Annotated in this window: 13 protein-coding genes, 6 tRNA genes and 1 rRNA gene; 5 read left to right on the top strand and 15 right to left on the bottom strand. The window is 55.5% G+C overall.

All coding sequences use genetic code 11. The features are described 5' to 3' along the window. Positions 1 to 166: 166 nt before the first annotated feature. From DLM86_RS31405 to coxB, 6 genes are all read right to left on the bottom strand, one after another. On the bottom strand, positions 167 to 619 hold the full coding sequence (locus DLM86_RS31405) for a DUF420 domain-containing protein (protein WP_110844165.1): 453 nt from the start codon (positions 617 to 619) through the stop codon (positions 167 to 169). A 21-nt stretch (positions 620 to 640) separates the two neighbouring features. After that, complete coding sequence (gene ctaG, locus DLM86_RS31400; protein WP_110844164.1) at positions 641 to 1,534, bottom strand: cytochrome c oxidase assembly factor CtaG; 894 nt, start codon at positions 1,532 to 1,534, stop codon at positions 641 to 643. A gap of 100 nt (positions 1,535 to 1,634) precedes the next feature. Beyond that, the gene (locus DLM86_RS31395) at positions 1,635 to 1,955 is read right to left on the bottom strand and encodes a cytochrome C oxidase subunit IV family protein (RefSeq protein ID WP_110844163.1); all 321 of its coding nucleotides are present in this window, start codon (positions 1,953 to 1,955) and stop codon (positions 1,635 to 1,637) included. A gap of 4 nt (positions 1,956 to 1,959) precedes the next feature. Beyond that, positions 1,960 to 2,577, bottom strand: coding sequence for a cytochrome (ubi)quinol oxidase subunit III (locus DLM86_RS31390; RefSeq protein ID WP_110844161.1), 618 nt, complete (start codon positions 2,575 to 2,577; stop codon positions 1,960 to 1,962). Then, on the bottom strand, positions 2,574 to 4,418 hold the full coding sequence (gene ctaD, locus DLM86_RS31385) for a cytochrome c oxidase subunit I (protein WP_211326615.1): 1,845 nt from the start codon (positions 4,416 to 4,418) through the stop codon (positions 2,574 to 2,576). The genes DLM86_RS31390 and ctaD overlap by 4 nt, the downstream gene beginning before the upstream one ends. Before the next feature lie 24 nt (positions 4,419 to 4,442). Next, positions 4,443 to 5,522: a cytochrome c oxidase subunit II gene (gene coxB, locus DLM86_RS31380; protein ID WP_110844159.1), complete on the bottom strand. Its 1,080-nt coding sequence runs from the start codon at positions 5,520 to 5,522 to the stop codon at positions 4,443 to 4,445. A gap of 373 nt (positions 5,523 to 5,895) precedes the next feature. On the opposite strand from coxB, the gene DLM86_RS31375 reads away from it, so the two are divergent. From DLM86_RS31375 to DLM86_RS31355, 5 genes are all read left to right on the top strand, one after another. Then, the gene (locus DLM86_RS31375) at positions 5,896 to 6,579 is read left to right on the top strand and encodes a YhcN/YlaJ family sporulation lipoprotein (protein ID WP_110844157.1); all 684 of its coding nucleotides are present in this window, start codon (positions 5,896 to 5,898) and stop codon (positions 6,577 to 6,579) included. Positions 6,580 to 6,852: 273 nt separating this feature from the next. After that, positions 6,853 to 7,662 carry a flagellar motor stator protein MotA gene (gene motA / locus DLM86_RS31370; RefSeq protein WP_110844155.1) on the top strand — a complete coding sequence of 270 codons (810 nt, stop codon included), beginning with the start codon at positions 6,853 to 6,855 and terminating at the stop codon, positions 7,660 to 7,662. Then, a complete protein-coding gene (gene motB / locus DLM86_RS31365; RefSeq protein WP_110844153.1) occupies positions 7,634 to 8,446 on the top strand; it encodes a flagellar motor protein MotB in 813 nt (270 codons plus the stop codon). The genes motA and motB overlap by 29 nt, the downstream gene beginning before the upstream one ends. A 131-nt stretch (positions 8,447 to 8,577) precedes the next feature. Next, entirely contained in the window at positions 8,578 to 9,165 is a 588-nt protein-coding gene (locus tag DLM86_RS31360) for a guanylate kinase (protein ID WP_110844151.1), read from the top strand. 81 nt (positions 9,166 to 9,246) lie between these two features. Beyond that, positions 9,247 to 10,389 carry a conserved virulence factor C family protein gene (locus DLM86_RS31355; RefSeq protein ID WP_110844149.1) on the top strand — a complete coding sequence of 381 codons (1,143 nt, stop codon included), beginning with the start codon at positions 9,247 to 9,249 and terminating at the stop codon, positions 10,387 to 10,389. Between the two features lie 68 nt (positions 10,390 to 10,457). Here DLM86_RS31355 and DLM86_RS31350 read toward each other — a convergent pair whose 3' ends face one another. From DLM86_RS31350 to DLM86_RS31310, 9 genes are all read right to left on the bottom strand, one after another. Continuing rightward, entirely contained in the window at positions 10,458 to 11,801 is a 1,344-nt protein-coding gene (locus DLM86_RS31350) for a DEAD/DEAH box helicase (protein ID WP_110844147.1), read from the bottom strand. Positions 11,802 to 11,928: 127 nt separating this feature from the next. Further along, entirely contained in the window at positions 11,929 to 13,614 is a 1,686-nt protein-coding gene (locus tag DLM86_RS31345; RefSeq protein WP_146250340.1) for a stalk domain-containing protein, read from the bottom strand. Between the two features lie 287 nt (positions 13,615 to 13,901). Then, positions 13,902 to 13,972: transfer RNA gene (locus tag DLM86_RS31340), tRNA-Gly, on the bottom strand. Between the two features lie 28 nt (positions 13,973 to 14,000). Beyond that, positions 14,001 to 14,074, bottom strand: a tRNA-Pro gene (locus tag DLM86_RS31335). A gap of 4 nt (positions 14,075 to 14,078) precedes the next feature. Beyond that, positions 14,079 to 14,158: transfer RNA gene (locus DLM86_RS31330), tRNA-Leu, on the bottom strand. 16 nt (positions 14,159 to 14,174) lie between these two features. Continuing rightward, positions 14,175 to 14,246: transfer RNA gene (locus DLM86_RS31325), tRNA-Gly, on the bottom strand. A gap of 207 nt (positions 14,247 to 14,453) precedes the next feature. After that, positions 14,454 to 14,537: transfer RNA gene (locus tag DLM86_RS31320), tRNA-Leu, on the bottom strand. 37 nt (positions 14,538 to 14,574) lie between these two features. After that, a tRNA-Leu gene (locus DLM86_RS31315) sits at positions 14,575 to 14,657 on the bottom strand. 151 nt (positions 14,658 to 14,808) lie between these two features. Continuing rightward, positions 14,809 to 14,900: ribosomal RNA gene (locus tag DLM86_RS31310) — 23S ribosomal RNA — on the bottom strand; the annotation flags it as partial.

Here is a 14,900-nt window from a genome sequence, read left to right as displayed (position 1 = left end):
ATTTACTTTTACACGAACAAGCGAATACAGGCAAAATTAAACGGCCTCAGTCCTAAGGAATATAGGACTAAAGCCGTCTAATTCTTTTACTTATTTGTACTGTCTACTTGACGGGGTGCAGTTCAGATCGTCAAGACGGGCTCGTCTGTATCCAAGGGCAAACCGATTAGAAAATGGCATCCAGCAGCGGCTTCGTTTCCCCGCCCGGATATATCCAATACAGCAGCAAGTAAACGGTGAGTCCGGTAATCGCCGTACAAAACCAGACGATCGACGTAATCGGACCGATTTTCCGGTGCTTCGCGAGCTCGTTCTTGAGCCCCCACCGTATCGTGATCAGTCCCATGATGCCCCCGACTGTCGCCAGTACGATGTGGAACAGAAGGAAGATCAAGTAGAACACTTTCACGCCATGCGGACCGCCGAACTCGGTATTGCCGAGCAGCGCCGTTCTGGACACGTACACGATGAAGAACAACGTGGCGAATACGGCGGCCGCCATCATGAACTTGCGGTGCTTCTCGATGTTCCGCTTGGCGATCTGCGCCCACCCGAACGCAACCATAATGGCGCTCAGGACGATAAAAGAGGTACTGAATGTGGGCAGTAGTATGGACACGGCTTCACGACATCCTTTCGACTAGACGATCGGATCCGGCTCCAGATCGTCTTTCGCTCTTTCCCGAAAGTACCAGTTGAAGAAAATATAGGCGAGTGCCGCCCCGTACGTAATTTCCTGCATAATTTTCATGACGACTCCGCCCAGCTGCTGATCTTCCTGCGCGTCGAATATCGCAAAAAACTGAGGCCCCTTGAACTGTTCGAGCAAAACGTCCGAGCCTGCCGGTACGCAGTAGCCCATCGCCGTCGCCCAAACTTGCGGATCGTTGTAGGTCGCGTATACGGACGAATCGGCGAAGATGATCAGCGCGCAAGCCGGCGTGATGAGGACGCCGTTGGCGAATATATAGCCCATCTTCATAAGCTCGCTCAGCTTGTAATGGTCTCTGATGGGACCGATGATCGGCCACCACATCATGAACGCCGCGACGAGCAGCACGAAGAAGAAAATCGAGTGGATCGTATAGTGCGTCATAATATAGTCGTGCACGTCGGGCAAGTGATAGAAGGAAAACAAAACGTTGAAGCAGACGACCGTAATGAGCGGCTTCGTCAACCATTCGATGACCTTGCCGATCCCTTTGGCCGCCATGACGGGCCGCACCATCCAGCCCGGTATGCCGAGCAACATAAGCGGCGGCGCGATCAAGTAGGCGAGCGACATCGCCGTCATATGCGCGCTGAACATCAAGTGGCCGAGCAAATTAAGCGGGCCGCCGTGGGCGAAGTAATAGATGGCGATGCCGAGCAAAAACAACGATTTCTTGCCGGCCGTAATCGGCTCGCTGTCCGCGAACCAGCTCGTTCGTTTCGGACCCGTAGCGATCAAGTACAACGCTCCGATTGCGGCCACGAGCACGATTTGCCAAGGGTTCCACAGATCGGCGAAGGAGAAATATTGCAATCCCAGCATGCTGCACCTCCATTCCGGCTCCCATCGGGTATGGGTCAGCCCGGCTTGCTAAAAGAAAAGGGGGGCTTTTTCGCAGCTTCGCAAAAGGCCCCCCGACATGTTACCACCAAATCCAATATACGACTGCGGCTACGCCCGTCAACGCGATGATGAAACCGAAGGTGATTCCGGTTATGGCGTACGTATGTCCGCGATCCTTCATATGCATCCAGAACGCAAGCTGGAATACCGCTTGAATGATGCCGAGCAGCAAAATGAACAAGATCGTGAACGTTTTGCCGATTTCGGCATAGACGACGACGAACGCGAGAACGGTCAGTACGATCGACAGCAAAAACGACAGGTAATGGTTTTTCGGGCCTTCGTGAACGTGAGGCCGTTTGCTCGTATGCTCCGAAGCGGAGTGATGATTCGCTGCCATCCGTTTAGCCCACCTTTCCCATCAAGTAGACGACGGTGAAAATGAATACCCATACGACGTCGACAAAGTGCCAGTACAAGCCGAACACGTACAGCTTCGGAGCCGTTACGACCGTCAAGCCTTTTTTGCCCATCTGCAGCAGCAGCACGATGATCCAGAGCAGCCCGAACGCGACGTGCGCGCCGTGGAAGCCGACTAGCGTATAGAAGGCCGAACTGAATGCGCTGGTCGTAAACGTATGGCCTTCGTGCACGTACTCGACGAACTCGTAAATCTCGAGACCCAAGAAGCCGAGGCCGAGCAAAATCGTCACGATGAACCACAAATAGATTTTGCCCACATCTTTGCGATGAAGCGCCTGAATGGCGAGTACGCTCGTCATACTGCTCGTCAAAAGCAGGAACGTGGCGATGGCGACCATGCTGAGCTTGAACAGCTCGTGCGCGGGCGGGCCGTCTCCGATCTGGTTGCGCAAGCCGATGAACGTCGCGAACAAGCAGCCGAAGAGAACCGTTTCCCCGCCGAGGAACAACCAGAAGCCGAGAATCTTATTGCGGCCTTCCAGCGTCGACTTTTCCGGTTCGTCGGGCAAGTTGTGGCCGGTCAATTCCACGTGATTCATACCTTCGCCCCCTTCTCCTGGAGTTCTTCGACTTCGATATGGTAGCCGTGATCGTCATAGAGCGAACGGACCAGCATGCAGATCAACGTAACCACGATGCCGCCGGCTCCGACGAGGAAGTTATGGTACATGAATCCGAAGCCCGCGATGAACAGCCCGACCGACATGACGAACGGCAAAATCGAAGGCGACGGCATATGAATCGACGAAAGCGGCTCGGCCGGCGTCATTTCTTTGCGGCCTTCCAGCTTCTCTTTGAACAAGGCATCCAAACCGCGAACGAGCGGAAGCTGCTTGAAGTTGTACTCCGGCGCCGGAGACGGGATCGCCCATTCCAGCGTACGGCCGTCCCAAGGGTCGGCTGGAGCGTTTTTCGGTTTCATCGACGTAATGAGGATGTTGACGAGAAGCAAAATCGTACCGATCCCCATGCCGAATGCGCCGATCGAGCTGATGAAGTTGAACGTATCGAGCTCTTGGCCCGGCAAGTACGTATATACCCGGCGCGGCATCCCCATCAAGCCGAGGAAATGCTGCACGAAGAACGTCAGGTGGAACCCGATGAAGAAAAACCAGAACGTCAGCTTGCCGAGTCCTTCGTTCAGCACTTTGCCGAACATTTTCGGCCACCAGTAGTGAAGCCCCGAGAAAATCCCGAAGACGAGACCGCCTACGATAACGTAGTGGAAGTGCGCCACGACGAAGTAGCTGTCATGGAACTGGAAGTCCGCCGGAGGCGATGCGAGCATAACCCCGGTCATACCGCCCATGACGAACGTCGGGATAAAGCCGAGCGCGAACAGGCTTGCCGTCGTGAAGCGGATTTGACCGCCCCACAGGGTGAACAGCCAGTTGAAGATTTTAATACCCGTCGGTACCGCGATCAACATCGTCGCGATCGAGAACAGCGCGTTGCCGACCGGTCCCAGACCGACCGTAAACATGTGGTGAACCCATACCATGAAGCCGAGGAAGCCGATGATGACGGTCGCGAACACCATGGCGCTGTAACCGAACAACCGTTTATTCGAGAACGTACTGACGACTTCGGAGATAATCCCGAACGCCGGCAAAATCAAGATGTAAACTTCGGGGTGACCGAAGATCCAAAACAAATGCTGCCAAAGGACGACGTTGCCGCCCGCGCTTACGTCGAAGAAGTTGGCTTCGAAGATGCGCTCGAACATAAGCAGGACGAGACCGACCGTGATGGCCGGGAACGCGAACAAGATCAACGCGGACGTAATGAATGAAGCCCATGTGAACAGCGGCATCCGCATGAAGGACATGCCCGGCGTACGCATGTTGATGATCGTAACGAGGAAGTTGATACCCCCGATCAACGTCCCGATACCGGCGATCTGCAAGCCGAGGACGTAGAAGTCCACGCCTTTGCCGCTATACATCGTCGACGAGGAGAGCGGCGTATAAGCCGTCCAGCCCGCATCCGGCGCGCCTTCCAAAAACCAGCTCAAGTTAAGCAGCACGCCGCCGAAGAAGAACAGCCAAAATCCGAGCGCGTTCACGAACGGATACGCGACGTCGCGCGCCCCGATTTGGAGCGGCACGATCGCATTCATGAAAGCGAATATGAGCGGCATGGCTGCGAGGAATATCATCGTCGTGCCGTGCATCGTCAACAGCTGGTTGAACATCGATGCGTCGACCGCGTCGTTCATCGGCTTCATCAGCTGCACGCGGATGAGGATCGCTTCAAGGCCGCCGAACAAAAAGAACAACCCGCCGGCCAGAAGGTACAAAATGCCGATTTTTTTATGGTCTACGGTTGTAAGCCAATCCATCAGCCCGCTGTGCTTTTTGACCGTATGTGAATGTGCCAACGTGTAACCCTCCCTAATACGCGATTACTTCTGCTTTTGACCGGCCAAATATTCAACCAGCGCATTGATTTGTTGATCGTTCAAATCGAGGCTCGTTTCCATCTTGCTGCCCGGGACGTTTTTCGGATTCGGCATCAGGTTGCCCGGTTTCACGGCTTGCGGGTCATCAAGCCATTTTTTCAAGTTGTTTTTCAAGTCACCCGATTCGCGGTTGAACAAAATTCCGGCAACGGTCGAGCGATCCGCGTAGTTTACCAGGTTCGGGCCCACTTTGCCGCCTTCCACCTGCTTCGATTGCGTGTTGTAGATCGCGTGGCAGGCCAAGCATTTGTCCTTGAATATTTTCTCGCCTTCTTGGGCCTGAACGGAAGTCGCGGCTGCCGTCGGCGTTTTCATGCTGGTAATCCAGCGATCGAATTCTTCCGGAGTAACGGCCTTCACTTTGAAATCCATGAGCGCGTGCGACGTGCCGCAAAGCTCGGCGCATTTCCCGTAATACGTACCGACCTTGTCCGCCTTCAAATAGTGCATATTGGTCATGCCGGGGTTCGTATCCTTCTTGCCGCCGAGCGTCGGCACCCAGAAGGAGTGAATGACGTCCGCCGATTCCAGATGGAAAGCGATCGTCCGTCCGGTCGGAATGATCAGGTCCTGAGCGGTCGTTACCTTCTCATTCATATATTCGAACTCCCACCAGAACTGGTGGCCGGTTACTTTTACCTGCAAGGCGTTCGGGTCTTTGGAGTAGTCCTTATCGAGCTCGAACGTATATTTCACGGTCGGAATTGCAATGACAATGAGCAAAAGGAACGGGATGACCGTCCAAATAATCTCCAGCTTGTGATTACCTTCCACTTGCTTCGGAATACCGGTCTGTCCTGGACGCTTTCTGAAGCGCAGGAGCACATACACATAAATGATCGCCACGACGGCGAAAACGCCGATCATCACGATCAAGGAAAGGTAGATGACCGATAATTGCTTCTCCGCGACCGGACCTTTCGGATCCAGAGCCGTCAAGTTTTCCAAACCACAACCCGTAAGCACGAACGTCAATACCGCGAATAGCGGGATCAAACGCCATGCAGACTGCCACCGTCTCATTCACTCATCAACCCCAATTCTCTGTGTTTAATAGACCGATCTTCGCTCCGGGACCAATCTATTAGCGCTATCATGGATGGCCACAATTTGTCAACAAACTCAATCACCTTATTAACTATAAATTCGCGGAATCCGTTTGTCAATCGCCGTGGGAAAGTTCACAAATTGTTCTAAATCAACGGTTTTCGGCTTTTTTACGCCCTCCGCAAATATCGAAATGGACATACAAAGGTTATTTCCATTAAACGGCCCCTTTATGCAAGGAAATCGTTTTTCGGGCCGCCTGCACCGTCCTCCGCTGCCAATTGCCATGCATATTTCAACCCGCGCGGCAGATCATATAAAGGGACTTCATTCGATGAAGGAGGTACCTATGAGCCGCCGATCTTTATGGAAATCGTCCATCCTGCTGGCCGCCGTCGCGGCATGTTTGAACGCCTGCTCGTATCAGAAGCACTTCGAAAACAGTCCGTCGGATTACGGAAGCCGCACGGAAGCGAAGGAGCAAACCGGTTACCGGACTTATAACACGATGCTGAAAGCGGCCGATCATACGAACAACCGACTCGAGTTCGTGCAAGCGACGTCCGACGTGGTGGACGATCTGAAGGGCATCCGCAGCTCGTTCGTGTTCGTGACGGACAAAAACGCCTACGTCGCCCTTGTCGTCGACAACACGGCAACCGGCATGAAAGGCAAAGGGACGATCCTGTTCAGCGACCGGACGATCGCCTCGCCCGGCGTGGACGATCATTCCGACATCTCGAACGTGCTTCCCCCCGGACACGTCGTCATGGACAAATACAGCTTCGATACGATTCCGAGTCCTCACGACCTGTCCAGCGAGCTGACCCGAAGCGTATCCGAACGGGTCCGGCAAAACCATCCGGACATCACGAACGTATTCGTCTCCGCCAACCAGCAGTTTATTAACCGGATGAGCGGATACGCCCATGAAGCGTGGCGGGGACGGTCGCTTCAGCCGTACGTTCCGGAATTCAACGCAATCGTGAGCGACCATTTCGGCGATCACGGCATTATCGATACGACTCCATGACGGCCGACCGTTACAAATGATTCCAACGAGTTTCTTCATCTAAATAAGTGTGCAAATCCGTTACTCCGAGCCTCTTCCGTTTTTCGCGCATGTTCTTCCGTTTCTTCCTTCGCATAAGGTCATTCGCCCCGCACATTTCGTGCGGGTTCTTTGTTCTTTCTTCGAAGTCATTTTTTGTTTTGCGGGGGTCAGCAGGAATTTGTCGTTATTAATCGAATTATAGTTCTATACAACCAAACCTATAGGATGGAATACATAAGGGCGGTGCAACGGATGGAGAAATCAACAGGCATTGGCATTATTTTGGCTTTCGTGGCATTGTTGGTCGGCATGGTGTTGAAAGGCGCCCACATCAGCTCTCTGGTGAACCCGGCAGCCTTCATGATCATCATCGTCGGGACGGTCGCGGCGGTATTCATCGCTTTCCCGTTGGCCGATTTGAAGAAAGTCCCGAAGCTGTTCGGCATTTTGTTCAAGCAGCAGAAGCTCGTTTCGAAAAAAGAGCTGATTCAGCTGTTCATCGAATGGGTCACGATCACCCGCCGCGAGGGGCTGCTCGCACTCGAGAGCAAGGTCGAGGAAATCGACGATATGTTTTTGCGCAACGGCATGCGGATGATCATAGACGGCAACGATCAGGAATTTATCCATGACGTATTGATGGAAGAAATATCCGCCATGGAGGAGCGGCACCGTTCGGGCGCCCTCATCTTTACGCAGGCCGGCACGTACGCTCCGACGCTCGGGGTGCTCGGCGCCGTCGTCGGCTTGATCGCCGCACTCAGCAACCTGAACCAGGTCGAAGCGCTCGGCCACTTGATTTCCGCCGCATTCGTCGCGACGCTGCTCGGGATTTTTACCGGCTACGTCTTGTGGCACCCGTTCGCGAACAAGCTGAAGCAAGTGTCCAAAAAAGAAGTGGAATTGAAAATGATGATGGTGGAGGGACTGCTGTCCATCCAATCCGGCATTTCCGCAATCGCGATCGAGCAGAAGCTCTCCGTCTTCCTGCCTCCGTCGGAGCGCTACGCCGAAGACAAAGGGGAGGAAGGCCGTGAGCAAAAAGCACAAGCAGCATCATGACGAGCACATCGACGAATCGTGGCTCATTCCCTACGCGGATTTGCTCACTCTGCTTCTCGCCTTATTCATCATCCTGTTCGCCTCGAGTCAGGTCGATTCGAAAAAGTATGAACAAATTATGCGCAGCTTGAATTCCGCCTTCAGCGGAGGCGTCAGCTTCTTCGAGGAGTCGACCGTCGTCCCGGTCGTCACGGCTCCTTCCAGCGAGACGAAGAAGAAAGACGAGGACGCGAAGAGCGAGCAGCAGGAACTGCAGGGCTCTCCCGAGCAGCAGGAGCAGATCAAGAAGGAAACGGCCGAGCTGCAGGAGCTTAAGCAGAAGCTCGATCAATATATCGCGGACAACAACTTGTCTACGCAGCTTGAGACGAAGCTGACGAACGACATGCTGATGATAACGATCCGGGACAACGCCCTGTTCGCTTCGGGTAGCGCCACCGTCAAGCCGGACGCGCAGAAGCTGGCTGTCACGATCGGCGACATGCTGACCCAGTATCCGCAATATCAGATCGAAGTGGCCGGGTATACGGACAACATTCCGATCAAAAATGCCGAGTTCGAAACGAACTGGGACTTGAGCGCCAAGCGCGCTCTCAACTTCATGAAAATTTTGCTGCAAAACGGCAGCATCGGACCGGACCGGTTCCGCGCGATCGGTTACGGCGAATACCGGCCGATCGATACGAACGATACCGCCGATGGACGATCCAAAAACCGCCGCGTCGAGGTATCCATCCTCCGCACGGTCAAGGAACCGACAACCATCGGCGCGACCGGCAATTGAGCCGATCAGCTTGGCAAGCCTCCTCGGAGCGCTCTTCCTTTATGGCGAGCGCTCTTCTATTTCTCCCGCCCGCCGAATACAATGATACATGGCGCTTGCGCCGACGATTGTTGTCTGAAGGAGGTGCTTGTATGCGAGGAGACGCTACCCGACGCCGCATATTCGTCTTTACCGGGCCGGACGGCTCGGGACGCAAGACGATTGCCGACATGGCCGGATCGACGCTGGAGCTGAAGAAGGTGCTGTCGTACACGACGCGCGAACGGCGTCCCGCCGAACAGGAAGGCCAAGATTATTATTTCGTGGAGAAGGAGACGTTTCTCGCTGCCGAACGGAACGGTGAATTCGTTGAAAGCGTCAGCATCGACAACCATCAGTACGGGATCAAACAAGCCGATATCGAACGGTTATGGGCGGAGCACGGATTCGTCTACGTTATTCTGAATCCGCAGGGGGCCCGCTTGTTGAAGCAACGATACGGCGACGCCGTCGTTCGCGTCTTTCTGTATACCGACCGTGACAATGCGGAGCGGCGCCAACGCGCCCGCGGAGACGGAGAAGCCTTGATCGCCCATCGGATGTCCCATTATGACGAAGCGATGTCTTACTTGACCGAATGCGAATACGCGTTCGAAAACGTCGATATCGCGCATACCGTATTTGCGATCAGCAACACGCTGGAACGGTATTTGAACCGGCAGCTGCTGAATTTGGATTGATGCGAAGCCCCGTCCACAACCCGGCGGGGTTTTTTCTTGCTTCGATTTGTGCCACAATAGAGAGGAAGGAGGGATTACCGGATGAGAATCGTATCGATCGAACCGACACCCAGCCCCAATACGATGAAAATCAATTTGGACGAAACGCTGCCCAAAGGCGTCAAGCGCACATTTACGCTGCCCGAGCACGCGGAGCCCGCTGCTTTCCGGCGCATTCTCGAAATTCCGGGCGTATCGTCCGTCTTCCATACGGCCGATTTCCTCGCGGTGGACCGCAAGCCGAAAGGCGATTGGCAATCGATACTGACCCAGATCCGCGCCATTCTCGGCTCCGACGAAGACGGGCAGCCTGGCGTACCGCAGACCGGGGTTTCTTACGATACGTACGGAGAGGCAACAGTGCTGCTGCAGACGTTCCGCTCGATTCCGCTGCAAATCCGGGTGCGTGCCGGCTTGGAGGAAGTACGCCGGGCGATGCCGGAGCGGTTCGTCCAAGCGGCGATGAAAGCGGGCAGCGCCTCGCCGAACTTGATCAAGGAGCGCAAGCTGGAGGAAATCGGCGTCCGGTACGGCGAGCTGGATGACATCGCCGACCTGATCGTCCAAGAGCTGGACGCCTCGTACGACGACGCCCGGCTGGCCGGACTCGTACAAGCCGCCGAAGCGGCCGGACTGGACGGCACGCTTGAACCGCCCGCCCCGAAAGAAGAGCTGTCCGACGACGAAGTGGCCCGACGGCTGGACGATCCGGATTGGAAGGTGCGGTACGCGGCCTTGCAGCAAATCAAGCCGGCCCCGGACAAGCTGCCGCTGCTGGCCAAAGCGCTCGACGACGCGCAAGCCTCTATACGGCGGCTGGCCGCCGTCTACATCGGCGATATCCGAGAGCCGGAGGCGCTGCCGTACTTGTTTCGGGCGCTTCGCGACGATTCCGTCTCCGTCCGCCGAACCGCCGGCGACACGCTGTCCGATATCGGCGATCCGGCGGCGATCGGCCCGATGGCCGAAGCTTTGCGCGATCCGAACAAGCTGGTGCGTTGGCGGGCCGCCCGTTTTCTGTACGAGACGGGCGACGAAAGCGCTCTGCCCGCACTCCGGGCGGCGGCCGACGATGCGGAGTTCGAGGTGCGCATGCAGGTGAAGATGGCCATCGAGCGGATCGAAGGCGGCGTCGCCGCCGAAGGCTCGGTATGGCAGCAAATGACGCGGCGCAACGACGGCTGACGGCCGTCAATAGCACGCGGAAATGGACGCGAAAAGGGACCCTCGGAGAAGAAGGTCCCTTTTTCGTCTTACCGCGACTTGCCTCTCGGCGCCCCACGCCGAGGAGCGCCGGCCGCCCCGGCGCCGAAGCCGCCGCGGCTTTTGCCGCCGGGGCCGGAGGCGCCCGGAGGACGCTTCGCCCGATCGCGGCCTGCGTCGCGCTTGCGAGCGTTGGCTGCGGGGGAAGCGCCGGGCTTGCGGCCGCCGGCAGGCTTTGCCGGCGCTTTTTTCGCTACGGGGCTGGACAGCAAGCCGCCTTCGGCGTCTCGTCTCGGCAGCTTCAAGCCGATCTTGCTCTCCAGCCTCGCAATTCTGGCCGAATCGCGCACCGTAGCGAGCGTAATGGCTACGCCGCTCTCTCCCGCCCGCCCGGTCCGGCCGATCCGGTGAATGTACCATTCGGCATCCTGCGGCACGTCATAATTGAATACGTGCGTGACGCCCTCGATATCGAGCCCGCGCGCGGCAATGTCGGTCGCGACGAGCACTTGCAGCTTCGCTTCGCGAAACCGTTTCAGCACGAATTCGCGCTTCGCCTGCGACAGTTCCCCGTGCAGCACGTCGGATTCGATATTCGCTTCCTTCAGCGCCTCGTTAAGGACGTTCGCTCGGCCTTTGGAATGGCAGAACACCATGGCCAAGTACGGGCGGTAATGCTCCAGCAGCCGAATCAGCGTCTTCGTCTTGTCCGCTTCCGCCGTTTCCACGACCGCCTGCTCGATTTCTTCCACGGTTACCTGCTTGCCCTTGCCGGATAGGCGCAGCTGCTCCGGTTTGCGCATGTACCGTTCCGCCAGCTCGCGGATCGGCTGCGGCATCGTCGCCGAGAACAGCATCGTCTGCCGCTTCTCCGAGGTGAGCGCAATCAGCGTCTCCACCTCCTCCAAAAAGCCGCGGCGCAGCATCTCGTCCGCCTCGTCGACGACGACCATGCGAACGCCGTTCAGCGACAGCGTCTCGCGCTTCACGTGATCGAGCAGCCGTCCCGGCGTCCCGACGACGACCGCCGGCGCTTGCTCCAGCTTGCGATTTTGCCGCTCCACGTCTTGTCCGCCGTACAGCGCCAGCACGCTGGCGTCGATGACCGCCGCGAGCCGCTCCGTCTCTTTTGCGATCTGCACCGCAAGCTCCCGTGTCGGCGTTACGATTAACGCCTGCGTGAACGGGCGCTTCGGCTCCAGCCTTTCGAGAATCGGCAGGACGAATGCAAGCGTCTTCCCCGTCCCTGTCTGGGCCTGTGCCGCCACGTCCCGGCCGGCCAGAAGCAGCGGAATCGCCTGTGTCTGAACCGGCGTCGGCTCTTTCACGCCGTAAGACGCAAGCGCCTTTTGCAATTCCGGCCGTATGCCCAGCTTTCCAAAATCGGATGCCATCAAGCCACCTCTTTCTTGATCCCAATCGTCACTATGTATAGTCCCCACTATACCATACCGTATGAGACCTAACAAACCGGACGTCCGTTGGTGGCGATTTCCGCTCAATTCCTGCGGGTACTCGGGGCTAAAAAGATCTATAAATATAAATGTATTGGATGTTGTCTATTCCGAACCAATGCACATTCGCATCCAACGATTCACCTATAAATCGGACCGGGACTAATGTAGTACCGTTCTCCATGATCGGTTCCTGTTCCAACTTCACTTCCGCTCCGTCTATTGTTGCCGTCTTGTTCCCCACGGTCAGAACGATCTGCTTGGTCCCTTTTTTCGCCGTTATTCGTTGTAAATCCGGATCCCAATCGACCTTCGCCCCCATCTCCTCAAAAATTTTCCTCATGGGGACTAGCGTCGAGCCATTTCGGATCAGCGCCGGTTGTTCGAAATCGTTACTTATTTTTTTATTGTCCACCGCTATAACGATCGTCTTCGGTTCATGGGCATTCCCGCGCTCCAGTGAAATCTCGGTAGGGGCATGTTTGCTGTTATCCTCCAATACTTGAAGTCGGCCCCCTTCAACCAAAGTGACATTCGCTTTCCCCAGTCCCAGTTGTCCGTTGAAGTTGTTTCCCCAAGTCCATATCCGACCCTTTTGATCCATGGCCGCCGAGAAATAATTACCTGCTGCAAGCTCCCGGATGTTGGACAACCCCGGAACAGGAATCGGTTTCGATACGCTTTTCGTCTCGATACCCGTTCCCAATTCCCCAAAATCATTCCTTCCCCAAGACCAAACGGTTCCGTCGGTTGTCAAGAGCAGCACATGATCGGCCCCCGCAACGGCTTGTTGCACATTCGTAATATTCGGCAGTGGATAAGGACGGCGCAAGATCGCATTGGCAGCGAACTCGGCGTCAGGAAAGTCGCTCGGCACCGCCCCCCAAACCCAGACGGTTCCATCGTTCTTCGTTGCTACGACGAAGGATCCGGATGCGCTGATCCCTTTTACATTATCAAGGCCGTCCACTTGGACCGGAATATTGACGTTGGTTTTGCCGCCAATCCCAAGCTGGCCCAACTCGTTGCTCCCCCACGCCCATACGCTGCCATCCCGTTTCAAGGCGACGGTAAATGCGTTTCCCGCCGCAACGCTCTTCACATTTGGAATCGAGGATAGCCGAACGGGGCGCAACCGATTTTGGTTAGTGCCATCTCCGAGCTGGCCGAACGAATTATCCCCCCATGCCCATACTTGGCCGTCCGCCGACACCGCTATCGAGAATGCGATTAAACGGTCGTCTCCCATTCCTCCCCCCGCTGCCGCTTCACGAATGGATTCGAGAGATTCTACCTGCACGGGCAAGGAATCGAACGTGTCCAATGCGGTGTTATTCGAACTTTCGGAAGCAACACCGTCCGATTTGCTTATACTTTGATGGTTAAGACGGATCTCCACTTGCTTGCCGTTGCCTAAAGCTCCCGAAATATTGGGGCCGCAAGCGTGTACGGATCCGTCCTTTTTCACTAACAGCGTATGATGCTGTCCGATCGAAACGTCGCTTACTTCCGATATAGCGTTGAGGCGAACCGGTTTTGCAAATTCGGTGAACTCTCCCATGGCTTCGTCTATACAAAGCATCCGATGGGTATTGGATCCCCAGCCCCACAATTCTCCGTTCGAATCCAGTGAAGCTGCAGTCGTGCCCCCGGCAAACAATCGGCCGGCCGATTCTTGTTCAGCCGCGAATGCCCGATCGCAGTTGCCGGCAGCGAATAGCGAAAGTGCTAGAAGCAATGCTATTTTTTTCAATTACATAACACCTCCGTATGTTTTTTCGATATCGGCCTATCACCGTTATTATATAGAGGAATTTCCGCGGCCCTCCACGGACTATAAGTCACAAAGAAGAAGCAAAATAAGGGGAGTTCCTTATCGAAGCCATTCGATGCGTGTATTCGTGTTGGAGCGGTATCTTTTGGGGGACGGAAAGTCAGTTGTATTCCCATCAGGGTCTTCAGAGTAAGTTAACCTTTCTGCAAAAAGCAAAAAACCGTTGAGATCAGTCCCCAACGGTTTTCAAAAAATGTATTCAGATAAGCGGGTGATGGGAATCGAACCCACGCTACCAGCTTGGAAGGCTGGAGTTCTACCATTGAACTACACCCGCAAAGGAATCGTCTTCGTTTATAAAGAGATCGGGACGACACGATTTGAACATGCGACCCCCTGGTCCCAAACCAGGTGCTCTACCAAGCTGAGCTACGTCCCGAAACTGCCGGTGAAGGGACTCGAACCCCCACGGTTTCCCTCACGATTTTGAGTCGCGCGCGTCTGCCAATTCCGCCACACCGGCATAAAAAAAAAGCCTAAGCGGACGACGAGATTCGAACTCGCGACCCTCGCCTTGGCAAGGCGATGCTCTACCACTGAGCCACGTCCGCATATACGATATGAAACTTTCAGGACTTTCATTATAACCGATGGCCACACGGATTGCAAGGATTTCGCATCCGGTTTTTATTGGTTTTATAACCATCCGGCTCAAAACGAGCAGCGCCTTTGTCAGATCGGCCTTCAAAACCCTAAAGTCTTTAAGGATCGAAAAAAGACCCCGACCCGAGGGCTGAAGTCTTTTTCCAGTTTAGGACTGCGGTCGAGAGGACTCGAACCTCCACGACTGTTACATCACTAGAACCTGAATCTAGCGCGTCTGCCAATTCCGCCACGACCGCATAGGATAAGGGGACCGGATAACCGGCGGTTGCTTGATGCGGTTGAGAGGACTCGAACCTCCACGGGCGAAGCCCACTACCCCCTCAAGATAGCGTGTCTGCCAATTCCACCACAACCGCATAAGGACAAGGAACAAAGCTTATTCCCTGAAAACCGGATGCGAAAGAATCGAGTTTGAAGCTGGATCGAGTTACCCGGAATGGGTCTTCCGGGGCCCCCGCAAAGTAGTTGGTGTTGCTGCGAAGCATCACGTCACTTTGTGGGGGGTTTGAGGATAAGCCCTCGACCGATTAGTATTCGTCAGCTGCACGCCTTACGGCGCTTCCACCCCGAACCTATCAACCTGGTCGTCTACCAGGGGT

Origin of the sequence: Paenibacillus flagellatus (assembly GCF_003217775.1) — a bacterium.
Lineage (GTDB): Bacteria > Bacillota > Bacilli > Paenibacillales > NBRC-103111 > Paenibacillus_AB > Paenibacillus_AB flagellatus.
The sequence above is the reverse complement of the archived record's forward strand: the minus strand, read 5'-3'. Positions and strand labels throughout refer to the sequence as shown.

Excerpts from the sequence above, each read along its gene's own strand:
- DLM86_RS31395 (WP_110844163.1), bottom strand. The coding sequence starts at position 1,955 with ATGGCAGCGAATCATCACTCCGCTTCGGAGCATACGAGCAAACGGCCT.
- ctaG (WP_110844164.1), bottom strand. The coding sequence starts at position 1,534 with ATGCTGGGATTGCAATATTTCTCCTTCGCCGATCTGTGGAACCCTTGG.
- DLM86_RS31390 (WP_110844161.1), bottom strand. The coding sequence starts at position 2,577 with ATGAATCACGTGGAATTGACCGGCCACAACTTGCCCGACGAACCGGAA.
- coxB (WP_110844159.1), bottom strand. The coding sequence starts at position 5,522 with ATGAGACGGTGGCAGTCTGCATGGCGTTTGATCCCGCTATTCGCGGTA.
- DLM86_RS31355 (WP_110844149.1), top strand. The coding sequence starts at position 9,247 with ATGAGAATCGTATCGATCGAACCGACACCCAGCCCCAATACGATGAAA.
- DLM86_RS31375 (WP_110844157.1), top strand. The coding sequence starts at position 5,896 with ATGAGCCGCCGATCTTTATGGAAATCGTCCATCCTGCTGGCCGCCGTC.
- motA (WP_110844155.1), top strand. The coding sequence starts at position 6,853 with ATGGAGAAATCAACAGGCATTGGCATTATTTTGGCTTTCGTGGCATTG.
- DLM86_RS31360 (WP_110844151.1), top strand. The coding sequence starts at position 8,578 with ATGCGAGGAGACGCTACCCGACGCCGCATATTCGTCTTTACCGGGCCG.
- DLM86_RS31350 (WP_110844147.1), bottom strand. The coding sequence starts at position 11,801 with ATGGCATCCGATTTTGGAAAGCTGGGCATACGGCCGGAATTGCAAAAG.